The sequence below is a fragment of the Roseateles sp. P5_E8 genome (genome assembly GCF_054177665.1).
Genome location: NZ_JBGCUM010000009.1, coordinates 64,301 through 80,356, shown reverse-complemented (window position 1 = coordinate 80,356; position 16,056 = coordinate 64,301). Strand labels below are relative to the sequence as shown.

The window sequence follows — 16,056 nt, the reverse complement described above, 5'->3', positions numbered from 1 at the left end:
GGCTCCCCTATAGGAGTCAAGCTCGATGAACTTTGGATACAACGGCCTTCTGGGCGTGCTCATTCTTGCCGGTGACATCTGGGCCATCATCAACATCTTCCAGAGCTCGGCCAGCAATGAGAAGAAGCTGCTTTGGATACTCGCGGTGGTGCTTCTGCCGGTCCTGGGCTTGATCTTGTGGTTCTTCCTCGGTCCGCGGGGCGGCAAGGCGTAGCGGGCAAGGGGCGAGGACTGAGAGGGTGATAGCTTTTCATCCACACCCGCCTTGCCCACCAAAACACCCTCGCCCGTCGTTGCAAATGCTCGCCATAGCCAGCTATGGCTGCGCTTTGCGCCTAGTTCGAGAGCGTTTTGACGCGCCTTTCGGGCATGTCTGAAAAACTCTCACCCTCTGAGTGCCAGGCGTTGTTACATGCGCATACGCGTTTCTTTGCATTCGGTCGGCGGCGCAGTTCAGGGCGCGTTGTGATCGCAGGGTTCATCCAGCGTGACGAACCCAGCGAACCCAACCGTTGAAGGCTTCCATGAACAAACTGCTCCTGACCCTGATTGCCAGCTTCTTTGCTTCCGTGGCCATTGCGCAGCCGGTCACGCCTGTCGCGGCATCCGCACCGGCCGTGGTCAAGGCCGAGGCCAAGGCTGACAAGAACACGGCGAAGGCCATGGCGTCGGAAGCCAAGGTCGATGCGAAGGCAGACGCAATGGCCACCAAGGCCGACATGAAGGCTGCAGACGTGAAGGTCGACGCCCAGGCGGACGCGAACAAGACCAAGGCCAAGGCGCATGCCAAGGTGGCCAAGGCCGATGACGCCGACAAGATGAAGGCGCAGGCGAAGGCCGAGAGCGTTGATGCCAAGGCCGATGGCAAGCAAGCCACCAAGGCTATCCGGGCCGATGCCAAGGCAGACAAGGCCAAGGTCGAAGCCCATGCCGACAAGGCCGAAGCCAAGAAGAACACCGAGACCGTGAAGGCCGAGGGCAAGGCCGACGTGAAGGCCGCGGTCGCCAAGTAAGCGATTCGCAATGAAGAAACAGACAGGTGCGCCTGTCTGTTTTTTTTCGTCTGCGCTCAGGCAGATTCAGGTTTGCCGCGCGCCTTGCGCCGTCGTCTGATCAAAGCCCGCACGCGCTTCGGGCGTTGCGCGGCAGAGCCCTCAACCAGCCCGCTTCGCCAGCATCGCTCGCGCCACGCGTGACACCGGCGGGCGGCCCAGCACGTGGGAGATGAAGGCGCCGGCGTGCAACTGCTTGTCCAGGTCAATGCCGGTTTCAATGCCGAGGCCGTTGAGCATGAATACCACGGCTGAAGTCGCACCGGCTGGCCATCCTTGTGGATGGGTCTGCAAGTTGTTCTACAGAACGATTCATCAGCGCACACCCCTGCCAAAAGCCACTTGCACCGCCGCGATTTGTTCAACTACATTTGTAGTACGACAACTGTAGAAGATAAGTCATGGACGAAGAAACCGGCAGTGGAGACGTGTCGCTGAGCGAGCTGCAGCTCAGCCTGATGCGCGTGTTGTGGGCGCACGGCGAGGCCAGCACGGCCGACGTGGCCGAGGCGTTGCGCGGCGAGCGCGACCTGGCGCACACGACGGTGGCAACGCTGCTGACGCGCCTGGAAAAGCGTGGCCTGCTCAGCAGCCGCCGCGAAAGCCGGGCGCTGCTGTACACGCCGCTGGTGACCGAGGCGGACGTGCAGCGCTCCATGGTGGGCAGCCTCGTCGACAGCCTGTTTGCTGGCCGTGCCAGCGCGCTGGTCAGCCATCTGCTGGACGCGCGCAGCGTCAACGCCACCGAGCTGGCCGAGCTGCAGGCGCTGTTGAAGCAACGCAAGGGAGAAGCACGATGACTGCCATGACCGATGTGCTGCTGACCTGGCTGTGCAGCTACCTGCTGCACAGCAGCGTCCTGATCGCCGGCCTGTGGGCGGCCGAACGCGCCGGGCTGCTGGCGCGGCTGGCCACGGGCACGCAGGAGACGCTGTGGCGCCTGGCGCTGCTGGGCGGGCTCGTCAGTGCCGGCCTGCCGCTGCTGCCGGCCATGCCCGTCCAGGCGCCGACCGACATGGTGCGACCGGTCGTCGTGGCGCAAGCCGCCCCGCCTTTGAACGCGCTGCCGGTCGTGCTCGACCTGCCCGCCGCCGCGCCACCCAGTGCCCAGCTCGGCACACTCCGTGTCACGACCAGCCTGGCGCCGACGACCCATGACCTCGCCGTCGGCTTCGTCGCCGTCTGGCTGCTGGGTGCCGCGCTGATGCTGGCCGGCCTGGCCCTGCAATGGGCCTGGCTGCGCCGTGCCGTGCGCCGCCTTCCCGTGCTGGCCGACCCGCGCTGGCAGGCCCTGGCCGCGCGCCTGGCGGCCGAGCTGCGCTTGCCCCTGCCCGCGCTGCGCCACGCCCGCCCCGGCTGGGCCAGCCCGCTGCTGGCGCCGGGCCGCGTGCTGTGCCTGCCGGCCTGGTGCCTGGACCTGCCCGACGACGAAGCCCGCGCCGTGCTGGGCCACGAGCTGGCCCACCTGCGCCGGCGCGACCCGGCCTGGCGGCTGCTCGCTGCCGTCATGAAGGCGCTGCTGTGGCCGCAGGCGCTCAACCGCGTCGCCGTGCAGCGCCTGGACCTGCTCGCCGAGCTGGCCTGCGACGCCGCCGCCGCCGCGCCCTCGGGCCAGCGCCTGGCCCTGGCGCAAAGCCTGCTGCGCTGCGCCGAGGCGCTGAAGGCCCATGGCGGCGGCCACGGCCCCGCGCTGGCCTGCGGCGCAGCCAGCGCCGGCTCGCCGCTGTTTGCCCGCGTGCGCCGCCTGCTCAAGAGCGATGGCGACGCGCCGCGTGAGCGCCGCAGCGTGCGGTGGGGCCTGGTGGTGGTGATGCTGGCCGGCCTCGTCGCGCTGCCGGCGGTCGTCGTCAGCCACACCGATGCACGCGGGTTGCTGGAGCGTGTCGGCCTGGACGGGATCGTCGATCGCGACTTCCTGGGCGGCGGCACGCGCATCATCAGCCGCTACCCCGGCGGCAGCTTCTCGGTGAAGCTGAGCGGCCAGGTCGTCTTCAACGATGCCGAAGACGACGTGCAGACGCTGACCGGTACGCTCACCGTGCGTGAGCGCGAAGGCGGGCTGACGCGCGAGATGGCGCTGAAGTCCATGGGCGAAGGCCGCATAGCGCGCGACTACCGCGTCGGTAACGAAAGCCGGCCCATGGACGACGCCGCGCGCCAGTGGTGGGCCAGGGCCGTGCCGCGCATGGCCGAGCACCTGACCGACCCTCTGGTGCGCGCCAGGCGGCTGTTCGAGCGCGGCGGCGTTGGCGCCGTGCTGGCCGACATGGAGCGCGCCGTCGACGACTTCCCGCGCCGCCAGCGTGTCGAGGCCTTGCTGCGCCTGGGCCAGCCGCTGCCGGCGTTGGCACAGGACCGCCTCATCGCCGTGGCCGCCCGCATGGGCAGTGGCTTCGAGCGGCGCCAGGTGCTGCAGGCGATTGCCGGGCTGACGCTGGCCGAGCCGCAGCAGCTGGCCTGGCTGAAGGCTGCGGGCGGTGTCGACAGCGACTTCGAACGTCGCGAGGCGCTGGCCACTTTTGCGCCGCGCCTGCTGCCGACGCCCGAGGTGCTGGCGGCCTGGAGCGAGGCGATGGGCCACATCGGCAGCGACTTCGAGCTGCGCACCGCCATCGAGGCCCAGGTCGGCAGCCAGCCCCAGCCGGCCGTGTTGAGCGCGGCGGTGCAGGCGGCGAGCCGCATCCAGAGCGACTTCGAGAAGCGCGAGGCCTTGAGTGCCATCGCGCGCCGCCTGCAAGGCGACGAGGCGCAGCTGGTGGAGGCCTATGCCCGCGCGGCGGGCGGCATCGGCAGCGGCTTCGAGCGGCGCGAGGCGCTGAACCTGCTGCTGGACCGGCCCAAGCTGGGCGCTGCGGGCCTGGAGCGCGTGCTGACCAGTGCCGAGAGCATGGAGAGCGGCTTCGAGCGCCTGCAGGTGCTGCTGCGCGTGGCCGAGCGCCTGGGCCAGGCCAAGCCGGTGGACGCTGGGCTCATCGACCGCCTGCGCCGCGCCGGCCGCGGCCTGGGCGACCACGAGCGCGGCCAGATCGAGAACGCGCTGGACAAGATCAGCTGACAAACCCCTACGGTGTTCTCTGCGGGCGGTTGCTGCGATGCTGCGCCCCGTTCCAACCGGACCGGAGCCCATCTTGCAAAGACGAATCTTCATGAGCAGCGCCGCGCTGGCCACGGCCTCCACCGCCGCCGTGGCCGCGCCGGAACCCGAGGCCGCTGCCATCGAGGCCTGTGCGCGCGACTACATCGAAGGCTGGTACGCCGGCGACGCCGCGCGCATGGAACGCGCGCTGCACCCCGAGCTGGCCAAGCGCATCGTCAAGCGGCTGCCTGACGGCCGCGGCGAGCTGGAGAACATGGGCGCGATGGCGCTGGTGCAGTACACGCGGGCCCACAAGCCCGAGACCGGCAAGCGGGCGGACGTGAAGATCCTCGACGTCTTCGGCCGCACGGCCAGCGTGCGCGTGGATGCCGAGAGCTGGATCGACTACCTGCACCTGGCCCACGACGGCGGGCGTTGGCGCATCGTCAATGTGCTGTGGGAGCTGAGGAGCTGAACCTGCGGGCCGAGCGCCGGGCCGCCCCCAAGCCGGCCCGCGTAGGGCGATGAGCTTGCGGCTCAACGCCGCAAGCATCGCCGTCCCCCAGGGGGGGCGGCCAGACGCGCCCGCGTTCAGCGCGGCACGACTGGACGAGGGGCTCCATCTCAATCGGGGACTGCTTGAAGCAGCTTCTCCAGCCCGACCCGCACCTTCAGCCCGGCCATGGGCACCACGGCCGCGATGCCGAACTCCGGCCTGGACGTGTCGCGCCGCGCGGGCTCGAGGCGCCAGTTGCCGTTGCGATCCGTCATCACCGCCACGACCGGTGTGTTGGTGCTCTCGCCCCGGCGCATCACCATGCCCACCTCGCCCGACTTCAAGCGCACCGTGCAGCCGGGCGGGTACAGCCCGAACTCCTTGATGAGGGCCGCCGTCAGGGCGTCACCCTTGGCGCTTTGATATTGCAGTCGCGCCGCCGCGTCAGCCAGCAAGGGCTGGCGTTTCGACCGTGGGCTGAGCTTGGCCGTGAAGCAGTCGGCGCTGTGCACCAGTTGCGCCACCTCGTGGACCTTGGCCGGCCGCAGCGGGTAGCCCGTGCCGTCGTGCTCCTCATGGTGCTGGCGCACGGCCTCCAGCCAGTCGCCGTCCGTCACGCCGGCCATCTCCAGCATGGCCGCGCTGCGCTCGGGGTGGGACTGGATCTCGGCGCGCTGCATCGGCGTGACGGGTGAGACCTGGGTCACCAGCTTGTTCTGCAGCTCAGCCATCGCGATGTTCATCGTCAGCGCCGTGCGCACCACGCATTGCCGCTGCGCCACCGACCAGCCCAGCCGCGTGGCCGCCAGGCAGGCCGCAGTGGCCGTGTGCACCGCATGGCGGGCGGCATACGCAGTCGGCCCGCCGTCGACGGCCTCGGTTCGAACCGCCTGCAGGATGGCCAGATCGGGGTCGCGCTCGATGAGGGCCATCAGCGGGCGGGAGGCTTGGTCCAGCGACTGCGTGAAATCGCCCGTCGGGCTGGCACGCAACAGCCGCCCCACTTCGCCCATGCTTTCGTCCCAGTACGCTGGCAGCTGATCGCGCCGCGCGTTGGCGATCTTGCGCGCCGGGTCCTCGAACTCGCGGACGTCCACCGTCGCTTCGCGCTCGATCAGCTTTTCGAGCTGATCCATGCTGTCGAACTGATGGCCGCGTGCCAGCAGCAGGCGCCCGCTGACATCGAAGATGCCGAACGGCGTGGGCTTGCCCGCCTTGAAACGGGTCTTGTGCAGACTCAGTGGCTGAAAGTTCATCGCCTACCGCAGGTGGCCCGCAACCCGTGTTCGAGTGCGCCCCGGCCAACCCAACGTCCTTGTATTTATGACGGGCGGATTACAGCCGGCATCGGCAGGTCTTGTGCAAGGTTTCAGTGCGGCCGGTCGTGACAAGCGACACGCGCAGCCCCTTGCAATCGAATGAAAACCGGAATCAACCCCCGCGCTTGGCCAGCACGGCGCGCGCCACGCGCGACACCGGCGGGCGGCCCAGCACGCCGGAAATGAAGGCGCCGGCGTCGACCAGCTTGTCGAGATTGATGCCGGTTTCAATGCCCAGCCCGTCGAGCATGAACAGCACGTCCTCCGTCGCCACATTGCCCGTCGCGCCCTTGGCATAGGGGCAGCCGCCCAGGCCCGCGACGCTGGCGTGGAAGCTGTGGATGCCCAGTTCCATGCTGGCGTAGATGTTGGTGAGCGCCTGGCCATAGGTGTCGTGGAAATGGCCCGACACCTCTGCGAGCGGGAAGTGCCGCAACGCCCGCTCCATCGCCGCCTGCACCTTGCGCGGTGTGCCGACGCCGATGGTGTCGGCAATGTCGATGGCGTCCACGCCGAGGTCACGCAAGGGCTTCACGACGCGCTCGACCTGGTCGGCGGTGATCTCGCCTTCATACGGGCAGCCCAGCGAGCACGACAGCGCCGCGCGCACCTTCACGCCAGCCGCATGCGCACCGGCAATGACCGGCGCAAAGCGTTCCAGGCTCTCGGCGATGGAGCAGTTGATGTTCTTCTGCGTGAAGGCTTCGCTGGCGGCGGTGAAGACGAGGATCTCGTCGGGGTTGGATGCCAGTGCCGGCTCCAGCCCCTTGAGGTTGGGCACCAGCACCGAGTAGCGCACCCCGGCGCGGCGGGCTATGGCCGCCATGACGGCGCTGTTGTCGCCCATCTGCGGCACCCACTTGGGCGACACGAAGCTGGTGACCTCGATCTCCTTCAGGCCGGCGTCCTGCAGCATCGCCACGAGCTGGGCTTTGTGCTCGGTGGCGACGTTGGCCTTCTCGTTCTGCAGCCCGTCGCGGGGGCCGACGTCGAGGATCTTGACGTGGGTGGGCAGGGGCATGGCTCAGGCATCCAGCTTCAGCAGCTCAGCGCCGTCGCCGACTTGGTCACCGACAGCGAACAGCAGCTCCGCCACCTTGCCGTCGCGCGGCGCGCTGATGGTGTGCTCCATCTTCATCGCCTCCATGACGGCCAGTGGCTGACCCTTGGTGACGGTGTCGCCGGCCTGGGCGAGGAAGGCGATGAGCTTGCCGGGCATGGGCGCCGTGAGGCGGCCGCCTTCGCTGGGCGCGTCCCCGGCGTGGGCGATGAGGTCCACCTCGGTCAGCACGGCCGATCCGTTCGCGGCGAAGACGGCGACGCGTTCGCCCTCGGCATAGGTCTTCACGCGGAGGCGTTCGGTGCCGAGGAAGAGTTCATGCGTCTCGGTGTCGGCCGATTGCACGGCGAACTCGATGGCTTCGCCCTCGACCGTCAGCGTCATGCCGCCGCGGTGGTGGCGGGACAGCAGCACCTCGTGATGCACGCCGCCGGCCTCCAGGTCGAAGCGCCGTGTCGCCGAGCCGAAGAGACGCCAGCCGTCGCGCGCGCTCCATGGGTCGGCGCTTTGGGTTGAGCCCTCGACCGCCAGCGTGTGCGCGACGACGGCAGCCGCGCTGACGCGCAGCGGCAGGCCCGGCTGGTCAAACAGCACCGCGCGTTCGCGCTCGATGAGGCCCGTGTCGAGATCGGCGTTGGCGAACGACGCGGTGGCCGCGCAGCGGCGCAGGAAGGCGACGTTGGTCTGCAGGCCGACGATGTGGGTGTCGCGCAGCGCCAGGTCCAGCCGGGCCAGCGCCTGCGCGCGGTCCTCGCCCCAGACGATGAGCTTGGCGATCATCGAGTCGTAGAAGGGGCTGATCGCATCGCCCTCGCGCACGCCGGCGTCAATGCGAACGTTGCCCCGCTCGAAGGCCACATGCGCCGGCCAGCGCGCCACGTCCAGCCTGCCCGTCGCTGGCAGGAAGCCACCATCCGGGTTCTCGGCGCAGATGCGCGCCTCGATGGCGTGGCCCTGCATGCGCAGCTCGGATTGCTTGAGCGGCAGCGGCTCGCCCGAGGCCACGCGGAGCTGCCACTCCACCAGGTCCTGGCCCGTGATCGCTTCCGTCACCGGGTGCTCCACCTGCAGCCGCGTGTTCATCTCCATGAAATAGAAGCGACCGTCCTGTTCGGCAATGAACTCGACCGTGCCTGCGCCGACATAGCCAACGGCCTTGGCGGCAGCCACGGCGGCCTCGCCCATCTGCGCGCGGCGCTCCGGTGTCATGCCGGGGGCGGGTGCTTCCTCCAGCACCTTCTGGTGGCGGCGCTGCACGGAGCAGTCGCGCTCGAACAGGTAGACGCAGTCGCCATGCGAATCGCCGAACACCTGGATCTCGATGTGGCGCGGCTTCTGCACATAGCGCTCGATCAGCACCGCGTCGTCGCCGAAGCTGTTGATGGCCTCGCGCTTGCAGGAGGCCAGCGCCGCGTCGAACTCGTCGGCGCCGTAGACCGCGCGCATGCCCTTGCCACCGCCGCCGGCACTGGCCTTGATGAGCACGGGGTAGCCTATGGCGGAGGCCTCGCGCTTGAGCAGCACGGGGTCTTGATCAGCACCGTGATAGCCGGGCACCAGAGGCACGCCGGCCGCGTCCATCAGCCGCTTGGACTCGGCCTTCAGGCCCATGGCGAGGATGGCCGACGGCGGCGGGCCGATAAAGACGAGACCGGCGTCGGCGCAGGCCTGGGCGAAGGCCTCGTTCTCGCTGAGAAAGCCGTAGCCGGGGTGGACAGCCTGCGCGCCCGTGGCCTGGGCGGCGGCGAGGATGCGCTGCCACTGCAGGTAGGAGTCGCGGGGCGCCGGGCTGCCAATGTGGACGGCCTCGTCGCAGGCATGGACGTGCTGGGCGTCGCGGTCGGCGTCGGAGTAGACGGCGACGGTCTGGATGCCGAGGCGGCGGGCCGTGGCCGCAACGCGGCAGGCGATTTCACCCCGGTTGGCGATGAGGATCTTCTTAAACATGGCGAGCTCCCGGGGTGAACTCGCCTGCCAGGCCGGCTACGCCGACCAGCATGCAATCTGTCGCTGGCGCGACCGCGCCTTCGGCGCGAGCGCCGCGGTTGGCGATCAGGATCTTCTTGAACATCTCTTTGTCTCCGGTCTCGTGAACCTTGTTGGAGGCTCCGCGCCGGCCAGGGTCGCTGGCAAGGCTGGAGCCGGGATGTGGTGAAGCGGATGGGCCGCGCGGCGGCTAGGAGGTCTTGCCTTCCTTCAGCCGCTTGCGGCGGGCCTCATAGTCGTCGTAGTCCGGCGCATTGCGCTTCTCGCAGGCGCGCCGGTCTTGCGGGTTGCCGTTGCTGCTGGCGCACTGGGCCACGGCCAGATCCTGCACGTAGTCGTAGACGGTGGAGCAGCCGGTGCCCAGAACGAGCGGCAGCGTCAACAGCAGCAGGCGAGGAAGGAGGCGCATGGGCGAGGTGTGAGTGGGTCGCATGGTCAGCATACGGGGCAGGGGCATCCGGTCAACCACTCAGGCCCAGCCGCTCCAGGGCCTGGGGCCGCAGGCGCAGCAGGTGCTGGACAGGCAGGTCGGGCAGCTTGGCCGGGCAGGCGAGCGACAGCGGCTCGACGGCATCCGTCCCCAGTGCGACGGTCTGGCCGGCGGTGCAGGCGGCGCGCACGGCAAGCCAGGCGCCGACGGGGTCGTCGAACGGCGACACGCCCGCGATGCGGCGCACGTTGGGGTTGCTGCGCAGCACGCGGCAGGCGGGCGGGGCGTCGATGCGGAAGTGGTCGGGCTGCGCCCAGAAGCTGATCGCGCCGTTGCAGTCGGCAGCCATCAGCGCCTTCATCAGCTCGCCGGCCAGCCGCCCGCTCAAGAAGGCGGGCACCGATCCTCCGGGCTTCAGCTCGGTGGCCTCGATGGCATCGCCCCAGTCGCGCAGCAGCGCGCTGCGAAAGCCCAGCTGCGGGTCGAACAGCAGCCGGTGCATGGGGCCTGCGTCGCCGCCGTCGGCCCAGCGGGCGACGGCCTCGGCGTCGATGGCCGCCGTGCTGCCGCGGAACAGGCTGGCGCCCGCATCCACCGGTGTGCCGGTGCGCGGTTGCGCCCACTGGGCCAGCAGCCACAGCACCTGGCCGCAGGCATAGGCGTCATCGGCGGGGTGGTGGAAGGCGGGCAGGCCGGCCGAGGGGCGGTCGCCGCGGGCTATCTGGCAGTTGTTCAATGCAATGTCGATGCGCTCGCGCCAGCCGGCGTCGTCCAACTGGCCGGACTCGCGGGCAAGCAGCCCGGCCATCCAGTCGGCATGGCCCTCGTGTATCCACGGGCGTTCGCCGTCGGTGCGGAACACGCCGGTATCCCACCAGTGCGTCACCTCGTGCGCCACGAACGCGTCGACCGAGCGCCTGGCCGCATCGACGTCCTCGGGCGCGTTGCCGTCGAAGCGCAGGCTCATCATGCGGCCCGCCGTCACGTCGCCACGGAAACCCTGCATGCCTGTCGGCGCACTCGCCACCACGGCCCACGGGCCCGTTGGCTTCACGCCGTAGGCGCGCCCCAGGCGCTCGGTGACGCGTGCGAGCGACTCGCGCACCGTCCCCAGTCGCACGGCATCGACGGCCCGGTCGTGGACCAGCACGCCGCCCGGCAGCCGCTCGATCTCGGCCTTGCCGATCAGCACGTACTCATGCGCTGCGGCGGCCGCAAAGCCCGCCTGCGTGCGGCCTTCATCGGCGGCCGCAAAAGTCGCCTGGGCTTCAGACAGCAACCGCTCGATAGGCAGCGCGGACACCTGACCTGCGACGACCGCGTGCGCGCCAGGGCCCGGCATCCAGCGCCAGCGCAGCGTGTGGCCCGGCAGCACGACGGTGTAGTAGCCGAGGTAGGCCATCGTGGCGCCGTCGCCGACCTTGAAGGCGGGCTCGTTGACGGCGTAGCGGTTCAGCAGGCGCGGCGTGACGCGGAAGATGGCCGAGGAACAGCCGGGCGCCAGCGTGATCGTGACGCGCGGCTTCAGCGTGACCGTGGCGCAACTTCCCACTGGCGAGACCATCTCGCCCCAGAGCGTTTCCATCACCTTTTGGCGCGTGAACAACGACAGTTCGCGCACGCCCTCGGGCGGCGTGTAGCGCACGAGCAGCGTGCCGTCGTCAGTCACGCGTTGCTCGATCAGCAGCTCCCCTGCCGATGCGGTGCCGGCCAGTGCAGCCAGAGCCGCGGCCAGCCAGTGGCGGCCCGTCTTCGTGAGGTACATGAACGCTTTTCCTCCCTGAAAAGCGCCGGCCGCGGTTGTCGTCTTGCCGGCGTTGCGGTCGCCGTGGGCTCAGTGTGCGCGGCAGACGTCCAGCTTGTCGGCCGCGGGAACGGGCAGCTCGGCCTCGGTGGCGCAGCGCATGCCCAACCGCTCCAGCAGCGCCCGGTCCTTTTCGGCCTGCGGGTTGCTCGTCGTCAGCAGCTTGTCGCCGTAGAACATGGAGTTGGCGCCGGCCAGGAAGCACAGAGCCTGCATGGTCTCGGGCATCTCCTCGCGGCCGGCGGACAGGCGCACCATGGCGCGCGGCATCGTGATGCGGGCGACGGCAATCGTGCGGATGAACTCCAGCGGGTCCAGCGGCGCCACGCCGGCCAGCGGCGTGCCTTCCACCTGCACGAGGTTGTTGATGGGCACGCTCTCGGGGTAGGGGTCCAGGTTGGCGAGCTGGGCGATCAGGCCGGCGCGCTGGCGGCGCGTCTCGCCCATGCCGACGATGCCGCCGGAGCAAACCTTCAAGCCCTGCTGGCGCACGCGCTCCAACGTGTCGAGGCGGTCCTGGTAGGTGCGCGTCGTGATGATCTGGCCGTAGAACTCGGGCGCGGTGTCGAGGTTGTGGTTGTAGTAGTCCAGCCCGGCGCTTTTCAGCTGCTCGGCCTGGCCGTCTTCCAGCATGCCGGCGGTCAGGCAGGTCTCCAGGCCCAGCGCCTTGACCTCGGCAATCATTTCGCCAATGGCGTCCAGGTGGCGGGGCTTGGGACTGCGCCAGGCGGCGCCCATGCAGAAACGCGTCGCACCGTTTTGCTTGGCCGCGCGGGCGGCTTCCATCACCTCCTGCAGCGGGATCAGCTTCTCGGCCTTCAGGCCGGTGTCGAAGTGGGCCGACTGCGGGCAGTAGGCGCAGTCCTCTTCGCAGCCACCGGTCTTGATGGACAGCAGCGTGGACAGCTGCACCGCGTTGGCATCGAAGTGCTCGCGGTGCACGGTCTGCGCGCGGAACAGCAGGTCGTTGAAGGGCAGCTCGAACAGCGCCGCGATCTCGTTCACGGTCCAGGGCTTGGCCTGGCGGCGGTCAGCGTCGGCGGTCGGGGTGAGGGTCTGGATCTGGTTCATGCGGTGAGCAATGCTGAGATGTCTAGACAGGCTGGCGCGGCCAGCGGGTCGGAAAGTCGAGGCAGGTGGCCAAGGCAGGGCGCCTTCAGGCCGGCCTGGAGCGAGGCGAGATTGTCGGCGACATGCGGCTGGTGCGGGTCGACGGTGTTGGCGACCCACGCGGCAAGCGTCAGGCCACGGGCGCGGATGGCCTCTGCGGTGAGCAGCGCATGGTTGATGCAGCCCAGGCGCAGGCCCACGACAAGGATGACGGGCAGGCCCAGGTCGACAGCGAGGTCGGCGGTGTCCCAACTGTCGGTGAGCGGTACTCGGAAGCCGCCGACGCCTTCGACAAGAGCCAGGTCGGCGCGTGCCGCCGTGGCGCGGATGGCGTTGAGCAGCGCGTTTCGGTCGATTGCGCGGCCTTCGAGCCGGGCGGCGATGTGGGGCGCGCAGGGTTCGCGGAATTGCAGCGGGCCGACTTCGGCGTCGGTCAGGCCCAGGTTCTGTGCGGCGAGCAGCGTGGCCACGTCTTCGTTGACCCAGCGGCCGTCGACGAATTCCTGGCCTGCCGCCAGCGACTTGATAGGCGCGACGCGCAGGCCACGAGCGGCAAAGGCACGGGTCAGCGCGGCGGTGACAAAGGTCTTGCCGATTTCCGTATCGGTGCCGGTGATGAAGAAGCCCTTCACGCGGCCTGTTCCTGCGCGGCGGCGGCGCGTTCCAGCGACGTCAGCAGCGCGTCGACGTCGGCGGCCGTGTGTGTCGCGCACAGCGTGATGCGCAGCCGCGCCGTGCCGGCCGCGACGGTCGGCGGGCGGATGCCGGGCACGCGCAGGCCGGCGTTCTCCAGCGCGGCAGCCAGGGCCATGACTTCGGCGTTGCCACCGACGATCAAAGGCTGAATGGGCGTGGCCGAGTCGGTCAGCTGCCAGCCCAGGCGCGGGTGGTGGTCGATCAGCGCCATCAGGCCGTCGCGCAACTGCGCTTGGAGCGCGACGAGGTTGGCACGGCGGGCGGCGCCCAGCGGGCCGTCGATCAGCTCGAAGCTGGTCAGCAGCGCATGCTCGATGGCGGGAGGCGACGCGGTCGAGAAGATGAAGTTGCGGGCGGCCTGCAGCAGGTACTGGACGACGGTGGCGTGCGCCGCGACGAAGGCGCCCGACAGGCCTGCGGCCTTACCCAGCGTGCCCACAAGGATGAGGCGTTCGCTGTGCAGGCCAAAGTGCTCCAGCGAGCCGCGACCGCGCTCTCCCAGCACGCCAAAGCCGTGGGCGTCGTCGACGATGAGCCAGGCGTCGAACTCTTCCGCCAGCTTCAACAACCCGGGCAGCGGCGCCAGGTCGCCGTCCATGCTGAATACAGCGTCCGTGACGATGAGCTTGACCTTGGCGGTGCTGGCCGCCAGCAGCGCGCGCAGGCCGGCCACGTCGGCATGGCCATAGCGCGTGACCTGTGCCTTGGCGAGGCGCGCGGCGTCGATCAGCGAGGCGTGGTTGAGCTGCTCCGAGAAGATCTCGGTGTGCTCGTCACCCAGCGCCGTGACGACGGCGAGGTTGGCCATGTAGCCGGTGCAGAAGCCAATCGCACGCGCCTGCGGGATGTGCGGCGCGTACCAGCGCGCCAGCGTGTCGGTGACGGCCTGGTGCGCGGCGCTGTGGCCGCTGACCAGCGGCGATGCGCCCGAGCCGCCGCCCCATAGCCGCGCGCCTTCGGCAATGGCCTCGGCTATTCGCGGCTCGGCGGCCAGGCCGAGGTAGTCGTTGGAGCAGAACATCAGCAGCGGGCGGCCATTGATGGTCTGGCGCGGCGCGGTGCCGTTGTCGGCCCGGCGCAGGCTGCGGGTCAGGCTCTGGGCGGCGAGGGCGTTGAGCTTGGCGCTCAGGTGGTCAAGCAAGGACATCGTTCAACGTTTGCGTCACGGCCCCGGCCAGGAAGGCCGCGGTCGCGTCGTCAATCAGGTAGGGGGGCATCAGGTAGACAGTCGATCCAATAGGGCGGATCAGCAGCTCGTGTTCGCGCGCGGCGAGGTGGAAGCGTTCGGCAAAGCGCGGTGGCGCGTCGGGCACGTCGAAGGCCAGGATCATGCCGCGTTGGCGCAGGTGGGTCACGCGCGGGGCCAAGGGTGCGAAGGCACGGGTCAATGCTTCGGCCTGTGTCCGGTTGGCGTCGAGCTGGCCGGCGTCGAAGCGGTCCAGCACCGCATTGGCCGCCGCGCAGGCCAGTGGGTTGCCGGTGTAGGAATGCGAATGCAGGAAGCCGCGCGTGACGTCCTCGCTCCAGAAGGCGGCGAACACGTCATCCGTCGTCAGCACCAGCGACAGCGGCAGCGTGCCGCCGGTGATGCCCTTGGACAGCAGGATGAAGTCCGGCCACTCGGCTTGGGTTTGCTCCCACGCGAAGAAGGTGCCCGTGCGCCCGCAGCCGACGGCGATCTCGTCGGCGATGAGATGCACGCCGAACTCGCGCGTCAGCTCGCGCAGGCCCTTCAGGTAGCTGGGCGCGTACATCACCATGCCGGCCGCGCCCTGGATCAGCGGCTCGACGATGACGGCAGCGATTGAGGCGTGCCGCTCGGCCAGCAGCGCGCGCATTGCATCCAAAGCCTCGGCCTCGTTGCCCTGGCGGCCATCGGGCGACGCGACGATGTGGGCGCGCATCAGCAGCGGGTCGTAGGCATCGCGGAAGACCTGCACGTCGGTCACGCTGAGCGCGCCCAGCGTCTCGCCGTGATAGCTGTTCTTGAGACACACGAACTCGCGCTTCTCCGCGCGCCCACGGTTCTTCCATGAGTGGAAGCTCTGCTTCAGCGCAATCTCGACGGCGCTGGCGCCATCGCTGCCGAAAAAGGTGTGGCCCAGCGCGCCGCCGGTGCGGGCCGACAGCCGTTCCGCCAGCCGCACGGCGGGCTCGTGCGTGCAGCCGGCCAGCATCACGTGGGGCAGCGTGTCGAGCTGGTGCTTGATGGCGTCGTGCAGCGCCTTGTCGCTGTGGCCGAAGAGGTTGACCCACCAGGACGAGTTGGCGTCGAAGTAGCGGCGGCCCTCGGTGCCGAACAGCCAGGGGCCATCGCCGCGAGCGATGGGCAGGGGCGGCACGTCGGCCAGGCGGGCCATCTGCGTGCAGGGGTGCCAGACGGCGGCGCGGCTGCGGTCTTGGAGAGAAGTCATGCGGGAGTGGGGCGGCGCACGCGGCGGACCAGTGCGCGCAGGAACTTGAAGCAGAACCAGATCAGCGTGGCCATGACGGCAAGCGTCGTCGCCAGGACCGGGAAGAAGACAAAGGGATGCGCCCAGGCCAGCCACAGCATCGTCGGCACGGCGAAGTCGCCCATCAGCGACAGGCCGATGTTGGAAAAGGGTTCGGGCGAGGTGTTGGCCGCCGCGCGCGTGCTGGCCTTGGCGGTGTGGGCGGTTGCGGCAAGACCGCCGCCCAGCAGCGCGGCGACCACGCTCCAGGCGCTGCCGTGGTCACCCGCCCAGCCGCTCACCAGGCCGGCCACCAGGGCCGCGCCGGCAGGGATGCGGATCAGCGTGTGCAGGGCATCCCAGGCGCTGTCGACGAGGGGGATCTTGTCGGCCAGGAACTCGATGAATGCCAGCGCCGCAGCGCAACTCATCACCAGAGGCGACGCCAGTATCTGCAGACCCGGCGGCAGCGTGACCCAGCCCCAGTGCCCGGCGATGCCGACCAGCAGCACGGTCAGGTACAGGCGCAGGCCGCTGGCCCAGCCGAGGGCGGCGGCGAGGGCGAGCAGGTGGACCGTGTCGAGCTGGGGCATGC

At 69.6% G+C, this 16,056-nt stretch carries 16 protein-coding genes and 1 pseudogene; 5 read left to right on the top strand and 12 right to left on the bottom strand.

The window, feature by feature from the left end; all coding sequences use genetic code 11:
• The first annotated feature begins 25 nt into the window (after nt 1-25).
• The gene (locus tag ACXRVZ_RS07670; RefSeq protein ID WP_457421848.1) at nt 26-214 is read left to right on the top strand and encodes a PLD nuclease N-terminal domain-containing protein; all 189 of its coding nucleotides are present in this window, start codon (nt 26-28) and stop codon (nt 212-214) included.
• Between the two features lie 310 nt (nt 215-524).
• Nucleotides 525-1,013, top strand: a complete 489-nt coding sequence (locus ACXRVZ_RS07665) for a hypothetical protein (protein ID WP_457421846.1) — start codon at nt 525-527, stop codon at nt 1,011-1,013.
• 141 nt (nt 1,014-1,154) lie between these two features.
• On the opposite strand, the pseudogene ACXRVZ_RS07660 reads toward ACXRVZ_RS07665, so the two are convergent.
• A pseudogene (locus ACXRVZ_RS07660) lies at nt 1,155-1,313 on the bottom strand (hydroxymethylglutaryl-CoA lyase); the annotation flags it as partial.
• A 140-nt stretch (nt 1,314-1,453) separates the two neighbouring features.
• Between ACXRVZ_RS07660 and ACXRVZ_RS07655 the strand changes: the two are divergent.
• From ACXRVZ_RS07655 to ACXRVZ_RS07645, 3 genes are all read left to right on the top strand, one after another.
• Nucleotides 1,454-1,852, top strand: coding sequence for a BlaI/MecI/CopY family transcriptional regulator (locus ACXRVZ_RS07655; RefSeq protein WP_458232281.1), 399 nt, complete (start codon nt 1,454-1,456; stop codon nt 1,850-1,852).
• Complete coding sequence (locus tag ACXRVZ_RS07650) at nt 1,849-4,107, top strand: M56 family metallopeptidase (RefSeq protein WP_457421842.1); 2,259 nt, start codon at nt 1,849-1,851, stop codon at nt 4,105-4,107. The genes ACXRVZ_RS07655 and ACXRVZ_RS07650 overlap by 4 nt, the downstream gene beginning before the upstream one ends.
• 73 nt (nt 4,108-4,180) lie before the next feature.
• Nucleotides 4,181-4,603 carry a nuclear transport factor 2 family protein gene (locus tag ACXRVZ_RS07645; RefSeq protein ID WP_457421840.1) on the top strand — a complete coding sequence of 141 codons (423 nt, stop codon included), beginning with the start codon at nt 4,181-4,183 and terminating at the stop codon, nt 4,601-4,603.
• Nucleotides 4,604-4,752: 149 nt separating this feature from the next.
• On the opposite strand, the gene ACXRVZ_RS07640 is transcribed toward ACXRVZ_RS07645, so the two are convergent.
• From ACXRVZ_RS07640 to ACXRVZ_RS07590, 11 genes are all read right to left on the bottom strand, one after another.
• Complete coding sequence (locus ACXRVZ_RS07640) at nt 4,753-5,880, bottom strand: HD-GYP domain-containing protein (RefSeq protein ID WP_457421838.1); 1,128 nt, start codon at nt 5,878-5,880, stop codon at nt 4,753-4,755.
• A 175-nt stretch (nt 5,881-6,055) separates the two neighbouring features.
• On the bottom strand, nt 6,056-6,964 hold the full coding sequence (locus ACXRVZ_RS07635) for a hydroxymethylglutaryl-CoA lyase (protein WP_457421836.1): 909 nt from the start codon (nt 6,962-6,964) through the stop codon (nt 6,056-6,058).
• 3 nt (nt 6,965-6,967) lie between these two features.
• Nucleotides 6,968-8,950, bottom strand: a complete 1,983-nt coding sequence (locus ACXRVZ_RS07630) for an ATP-binding protein (RefSeq protein ID WP_457421834.1) — start codon at nt 8,948-8,950, stop codon at nt 6,968-6,970.
• The gene (locus ACXRVZ_RS07625; RefSeq protein ID WP_457421832.1) at nt 8,943-9,074 is read right to left on the bottom strand and encodes a hypothetical protein; all 132 of its coding nucleotides are present in this window, start codon (nt 9,072-9,074) and stop codon (nt 8,943-8,945) included. Before ACXRVZ_RS07625 ends, ACXRVZ_RS07630 begins: the two co-directional genes overlap by 8 nt.
• A 105-nt stretch (nt 9,075-9,179) precedes the next feature.
• Entirely contained in the window at nt 9,180-9,422 is a 243-nt protein-coding gene (locus tag ACXRVZ_RS07620; RefSeq protein ID WP_457421830.1) for a hypothetical protein, read from the bottom strand.
• A 28-nt stretch (nt 9,423-9,450) separates the two neighbouring features.
• Complete coding sequence (locus ACXRVZ_RS07615) at nt 9,451-11,184, bottom strand: hypothetical protein (protein ID WP_457421828.1); 1,734 nt, start codon at nt 11,182-11,184, stop codon at nt 9,451-9,453.
• 69 nt (nt 11,185-11,253) lie between these two features.
• A complete protein-coding gene (gene bioB / locus ACXRVZ_RS07610; protein WP_457421826.1) occupies nt 11,254-12,294 on the bottom strand; it encodes a biotin synthase BioB in 1,041 nt (346 codons plus the stop codon).
• The gene (bioD, locus tag ACXRVZ_RS07605) at nt 12,291-12,965 is read right to left on the bottom strand and encodes a dethiobiotin synthase (protein WP_457421824.1); all 675 of its coding nucleotides are present in this window, start codon (nt 12,963-12,965) and stop codon (nt 12,291-12,293) included. Before bioD ends, bioB begins: the two co-directional genes overlap by 4 nt.
• A complete protein-coding gene (gene bioF, locus ACXRVZ_RS07600; protein ID WP_457421822.1) occupies nt 12,962-14,176 on the bottom strand; it encodes an 8-amino-7-oxononanoate synthase in 1,215 nt (404 codons plus the stop codon). Before bioF ends, bioD begins: the two co-directional genes overlap by 4 nt.
• Nucleotides 14,163-15,443 carry an adenosylmethionine--8-amino-7-oxononanoate transaminase gene (bioA, locus tag ACXRVZ_RS07595; protein WP_457421820.1) on the bottom strand — a complete coding sequence of 427 codons (1,281 nt, stop codon included), beginning with the start codon at nt 15,441-15,443 and terminating at the stop codon, nt 14,163-14,165. The genes bioF and bioA overlap by 14 nt, the downstream gene beginning before the upstream one ends.
• Nucleotides 15,440-16,054: a DUF4126 domain-containing protein gene (locus tag ACXRVZ_RS07590; protein WP_457421818.1), complete on the bottom strand. Its 615-nt coding sequence runs from the start codon at nt 16,052-16,054 to the stop codon at nt 15,440-15,442. The genes bioA and ACXRVZ_RS07590 overlap by 4 nt, the downstream gene beginning before the upstream one ends.
• Between the last annotated feature and the right edge of the window lie 2 nt (nt 16,055-16,056).

Coding starts and splice junctions, on each gene's coding strand:
- ACXRVZ_RS07670 (WP_457421848.1), top strand. CDS start 26: ATGAACTTTGGATACAACGGCCTTCTGGGCGTGCTCATTCTTGCCGGT.
- ACXRVZ_RS07665 (WP_457421846.1), top strand. CDS start 525: ATGAACAAACTGCTCCTGACCCTGATTGCCAGCTTCTTTGCTTCCGTG.
- ACXRVZ_RS07655 (WP_458232281.1), top strand. CDS start 1,454: ATGGACGAAGAAACCGGCAGTGGAGACGTGTCGCTGAGCGAGCTGCAG.
- ACXRVZ_RS07650 (WP_457421842.1), top strand. CDS start 1,849: ATGACTGCCATGACCGATGTGCTGCTGACCTGGCTGTGCAGCTACCTG.
- ACXRVZ_RS07640 (WP_457421838.1), bottom strand. CDS start 5,880: ATGAACTTTCAGCCACTGAGTCTGCACAAGACCCGTTTCAAGGCGGGC.
- ACXRVZ_RS07635 (WP_457421836.1), bottom strand. CDS start 6,964: ATGCCCCTGCCCACCCACGTCAAGATCCTCGACGTCGGCCCCCGCGAC.
- ACXRVZ_RS07630 (WP_457421834.1), bottom strand. CDS start 8,950: ATGTTTAAGAAGATCCTCATCGCCAACCGGGGTGAAATCGCCTGCCGC.
- ACXRVZ_RS07625 (WP_457421832.1), bottom strand. CDS start 9,074: ATGTTCAAGAAGATCCTGATCGCCAACCGCGGCGCTCGCGCCGAAGGC.
- ACXRVZ_RS07620 (WP_457421830.1), bottom strand. CDS start 9,422: ATGCGACCCACTCACACCTCGCCCATGCGCCTCCTTCCTCGCCTGCTG.
- ACXRVZ_RS07615 (WP_457421828.1), bottom strand. CDS start 11,184: ATGTACCTCACGAAGACGGGCCGCCACTGGCTGGCCGCGGCTCTGGCT.
- bioB (WP_457421826.1), bottom strand. CDS start 12,294: ATGAACCAGATCCAGACCCTCACCCCGACCGCCGACGCTGACCGCCGC.
- bioF (WP_457421822.1), bottom strand. CDS start 14,176: ATGTCCTTGCTTGACCACCTGAGCGCCAAGCTCAACGCCCTCGCCGCC.
- bioA (WP_457421820.1), bottom strand. CDS start 15,443: ATGACTTCTCTCCAAGACCGCAGCCGCGCCGCCGTCTGGCACCCCTGC.
- ACXRVZ_RS07590 (WP_457421818.1), bottom strand. CDS start 16,054: ATGCCCCAGCTCGACACGGTCCACCTGCTCGCCCTCGCCGCCGCCCTC.